Source organism: Desulfoplanes sp. (assembly GCF_054921335.1).
This window is the reverse complement of sequence record NZ_JBUDSQ010000118.1, coordinates 1-5,031: the sequence shown is the minus strand read 5'-3', so window position 1 is coordinate 5,031 and position 5,031 is coordinate 1. Positions and strand designations below refer to the sequence as shown.

Below are 5,031 nucleotides of genomic sequence, written 5' to 3'. Positions count from 1 at the left end.
TCTCGTTTCATTCCGGGTTTTTCGCTTTTGTTGTTCCCTAAAACCTAAATCTTAAAACCTAAAACCGTCCTTTGAACTTCTCTTCCCACGAAAGCGCATTGCGCCCATTCACCTGCGCCCATCCGGTCACCCCGGGCCGCACCTCATGCCGCCTGGCCTGCTCAGGGGTATAGCGATCCAGATACTGCATGAGCAGCGGCCGAGGCCCCACCAGGCTCATCTCTCCGCGCAGCACATTGAGCAGTTCGGGGAGTTCGTCCAAAGATGTGGACCGAAGAAACCGCCCCAAGGGAGTCAGCCGATCACAATCAGGAAGCAGACAGCCGTCACCGTCACAGGCATTGGTCATGGTGCGGAATTTATACATGTGAAAGGGTTTGCCGTGAAGGCCTGGACGTTGCTGTCTGAAGAAAATGGGATCACCCATATTTTTGCGGACCAGATAGCACAAAACAAGAAGAACCGGACTGATAACAATCAATCCGGTTGCTGTAACGATACAATCAAATATTCGTTTAAACACCGCGTCCCTTTCCCCCTCTCGCCTTCCCCAACGTTTCCACAATCATGCGCCGAATCTTACCATTCCTAATATACCCATCACGGCTCGCGGTAATTATCAAAAAAGTTGTCACTTTTGGAGCCGGATTTTCCTTTTTAGACGTCATCCCGGCGCTGGCCGGGATCTTGATGGCCCGCGACGTGACCAAAACGTCAAAGCCATGCCATAACCGCAGAGATACCGGATCAAGTCCGATCTCGAACCTCCCCCGACATCAGACCTCCGATCTACGACCTCGTTCTTGTCGCCCTTCTCCCTGTCCCCCACCTCTTGTCTACACCCTCTCGCTGCGTGCCTATTATCTTCATAGAGACACTCCCAGCAAATCCAGCACAGCATCACAACGTTTTTTGAATGCGACCATGCTCGGCATCATAATCCGCGACATCTCAAGCTGTCCGCTTTCAACCTTCTCCATAAGAAGTGTACGGTTTGCAGGCTGTCCGAGAAGCCTCTCCAGTCGCTTTTTCAATGAGTTCGGGGAACGATCATTTCCTGAAGACTGTTCAAGTTGATCGCAGTTCTGATAGCGATGCTCAAGGGCACAGAGAATCCAGGCTTCGGATTTTGGCTTCGGAACCATAGCAACCCCAAGATCAAAGGTTTCGGCCTCAAACCCCTTGAGAATGGAGTCATGCTTTGCGTTCCACTCTCCCCGGCCGGCACTGACAGTCCCATCAGCATCCCGAAAAAGAACCGCCACGACATCACCGCCGCAGTCCTTGTGCCGCTGACTAGCCAAACGAGCCAGGGCCCGAGCATTCTTGTAAAAAAATCTGGTTTCAGAAGGCACCTTTTTTCCGCGCTTTGAAAGAGATTTCAACTGTTTCGAGTGCACAGCCAGCACCGTCTCCGGAATCAACTCCACAGCATCCGCCTCTACCAGAGAGTACTGCAACCGCCGCTCAATCCACTGATCCACAAAACGCGCCATAGGCCCCAGCTCATCCTCCGTCCCCATATCAGTAGCCCCTTCCCCACTCACCAACAAAAACATCCCATCCCCCTCACTCCAACCAATTCACTCCGCCACAACCAGCCTCTCATCTCCCACTCTACTCTCTAGCCTCTAGCCACTATCCCCTAGCCATCTTGCAACTCCCGAATCTCCAAATACAATTCTCCCAACAGTGTATCCTCATACGCCTCCCCCGGTCCCATCACCCGAAGCTTGGCCTTCATGGAGGGAATGTCGAAAAACCGGATGGCCCGGGTATGTCCCTGCTCATTTTTGTACAAGTACACAACACCGGCCTCGGCAACAGGATCTTCAAGGTAATTCAGGATGAGCGGGCTATGGGTCGTGACCATTACCTGAGCAGGAGTTTCAACAAGGCTGTCCAACAGAAACTCAACCAGCTCCGGATTCATGCCGTTCTCAATTTCGTCCAGGAGCAGGAACCCTTCGGCACTGCTTAACTGGGCAAAAATCGCCAGCAGCCGCAAGAGTCCGTCATTCACGTGACGGGCTTCGGTATCCAGTTTTTTGCCCGCAAAGGATTCGAAAACGTGCAGTGCTTTCCATCCCGATTTAAGCGACTTGACTTCGACCTCCTGCAAATGCGGGTACACATCCTTCAACCGCCTGGCGATCCTCATGCGTTTATCCTTCCCGAGTTCATGCAGAAACGCCGAGAGGCGCTCCCCGCCAACCCCCAGAGACCCTTGCGCCTCACGCGTCCGCTGACGCAAAAGTTCAGGCGAAAGCATATCCAGAGCATGGATCTTCAAAAAAAATTTCTTAACATATCGCAACGGATTCGGAAGATGGTCCTCCTTGAGCTGAGACACGATCGACCCCTGATACTCAAAGGGGATCTCTCCTCCTCGAGCAGGCGATGTCGCCTTCCCGTCTACATACTCAAAAATGAAATAGTGCCCATCTTCCACTTTCAAAAGCACCTTCCCGCCCCACGAAATCCGTTCTTTGGTACAACGAAGCTCTTTCCTGTTGAAGCTTCCCCACCACTCAATGGGAACCCGAGCGTCCTCCAAGCACACCGTAAACTCGATATTACTCCTGGAAGACAGCCTGGAATTCAGTTCAGCGGGTTTCCAGTGCCTCTGCCTGAGCCATGTCTTCATATCCCCGGAAAACTGCTGGGCCAAAAAATCAAAAAACTGCAATACAGTAGACTTCCCGGCCCCGTTAAGCCCGATCAGACAACTGAACTTCGCCAACTCAAGATCAAACCCAACCAGCGACTTAAAATTCTCAACCCGAACCCGAGTAACTCTCATACGCACCTCAACACACCACGTTCCAACTCACACTTCCCACCCCGGCCTCTCGCCTCTAGCCCCTAACCTCTCCTCTATTGCCTATTCCCTTTCCCCTCCTCTTTGGTCCGAACACCAACCACCAATGGCGCATGATGCCAAAGATACCCAAGTGCATGCATAAAAAGCATACCGTACGAAAAATTCAGATAGGGTATTCCGAGCCCATGAGCTAAGGCATTCCGGACATTCGGTCCATGTTCATACCCGAACATCATCCAAAGAAAATACCAGAAATCATCGCCAAACTGCGCTGAAATCTGATCCTCAAACTTTCGCAGCAGGCTGCCCATAGTAATATTCTCGATCTTCTTCAAATTTCCTGCACTCACATTGTGCCCAGTTTTGTGCAGGAAAAGACGCAGAAAATGTTCGATCTGAAGAACTGCCGGATACAGAAAGCCGCCCCAGTCCCCTTCGCATAGTCTTTTTCCCATATCCGCCACCAGAGCGGATCTTGTCGTCTCATACAGTATGGAAGCTTGATATTTCGCCAGGAAAGCGTCCCGGATCTCTTCATGAGAAAAATTGTCACAAATCCAGCACCATATATTTTCTATGTCAAGAATGGTGACAACCGGTAACTGATGAAGGTAAAGGCTGCATGCCCAATGGGATTCAAGCTCCTTTTGCTTTTCATCTTCTTTTTCAGAGCAACCAACTGTCCCCTGCCTGCCCTTAGTCATGGTCTGGATTTGAGCAATATGATATGAAAGCGGGAGACCGTTCGAAGCACTTTCCTGAACCGCACTCTTACTCGGAAATCGAACAGTCCCAAACAGCACTTCGAGGCAATCGAAGCAATTCGATCTCTTTTTCTCCTGCTCCAAAAATTGAACCGACTTCTTCCGCCTCTTATCCAGCATCGCCTGCAGCTCATCCGGAACCCGATTATACAATTCATCAAAGGTCAGGTTTTCGGTAATATCCCGCACCACGCACATGGCTTGATCATATGCCGGTCGATCAGAAATTTTCTCAAATATTGCGGCAGCCTGGCGCGCCGCAATCAATCCTCGCAGGCTGCAATCGTTTTCCGTATTCTGCAGCAACGACAAAGCCAGCTGCTCCCTATTCGCATTGAGATCCGGCCAACAAAGGGCCTTGCATTCCTGCATATCCCTGATAATCCACTCTGCATGAAACAGATCATCGCATTTGATGTAACAGCTAAAAAGCTCCTGCACTACATTTTGAAAATGATCCAGACCAGGAACATTGCCCTTCCTGGTATCAAAAAGCGGATACAAGGCCTTGAGAACCCAGTACTCACAAAGAGAAGTAAGGTCGAATTTTTCACCAATCCGTTCATGGATATGATTCGATATACATCGTACGAGGCTGTCAACCTCTCTTTTATCCTCATCAGAGCAGTGCTTTAACGATCTAAGTGGAAAATAATAGGAAAATGAATTCAAAACAAAGTGCAGCACAAGCGGCTCATCATCGTACCAGGAACAGGAATCAAAATAATTCTGCATCGCCTGCACAAAAGAGATACACATATCCTGATTCTTTCCACCTCTTCCCAACCACAACAGCAAAGCAGCCATGGCCTGTTCACAATCCAAACCAAATCTCAACGCTTTCTCTTCAATCTGGAGCAGGTCATCCTCGCCAAGCACCTTGAGCACCGAAGGGCTTAAACACTCAAACGCGTCGCTCCTGCTTTGCTCATGCACAGCAAAAACTTCGACTAAACGAGCATCCCCACTCTTTAAATACTCTTCAAACAACATGACACCACCTCTCTCCGGCGTCTCAACAACTTCGCCGCCCGCCTCTAGCCCCTAGCCTCTCGCCTCTCGCCTCTCGCCTCTCGCCTCTAACCTTTCCCCTTCCTAACCCGAATCAACCCACCCAACATATTCCCAATCTCACAACATTCCGCATCAATCGAACCAAATGTCCGAACATCAAAATATCCAATCTCATGCCCGATTTCAAACTGCGTCCGCAATTCAGCCAGAGACCCTTTGGCGATATAGAAAAACCGAACAGCCTCCTTATCCGAAAACCGCTCATCCCCCTCGGCGATATTACTCGGCACACTCACCGCACACCGCCGCATCTGGTCCTTCAACCCAAAATCCTTCGCCACCGCCCCACAACTCGTCAACCGATAAATCTCAACAGCAAGAGCCTTGGACCTCTGCCAAACAAGCAATTCCCGAAATCCCCCCTTTCCC

At 50.4% G+C, this 5,031-nt stretch carries 5 protein-coding genes; all 5 read right to left on the bottom strand.

The features are described 5' to 3' along the window. Window positions 1-58: 58 nt before the first annotated feature. Window positions 59-523: a sugar transferase gene (locus ACY692_RS13985; RefSeq protein WP_462325995.1), complete on the bottom strand. Its 465-nt coding sequence runs from the start codon at window positions 521-523 to the stop codon at window positions 59-61. A gap of 343 nt (window positions 524-866) precedes the next feature. Beyond that, on the bottom strand, window positions 867-1,559 hold the full coding sequence (locus ACY692_RS13980; RefSeq protein ID WP_462325994.1) for a hypothetical protein: 693 nt from the start codon (window positions 1,557-1,559) through the stop codon (window positions 867-869). A gap of 86 nt (window positions 1,560-1,645) precedes the next feature. Next, complete coding sequence (locus tag ACY692_RS13975; RefSeq protein WP_462325993.1) at window positions 1,646-2,803, bottom strand: AAA family ATPase; 1,158 nt, start codon at window positions 2,801-2,803, stop codon at window positions 1,646-1,648. A 74-nt stretch (window positions 2,804-2,877) separates the two neighbouring features. Next, window positions 2,878-4,581, bottom strand: a complete 1,704-nt coding sequence (locus ACY692_RS13970; protein WP_462325992.1) for a DUF4209 domain-containing protein — start codon at window positions 4,579-4,581, stop codon at window positions 2,878-2,880. An 86-nt stretch (window positions 4,582-4,667) separates the two neighbouring features. Then, window positions 4,668-5,031: four helix bundle protein (locus tag ACY692_RS13965; protein WP_462325991.1), on the bottom strand; the 364-nt coding region annotated here is incomplete at its 5' end.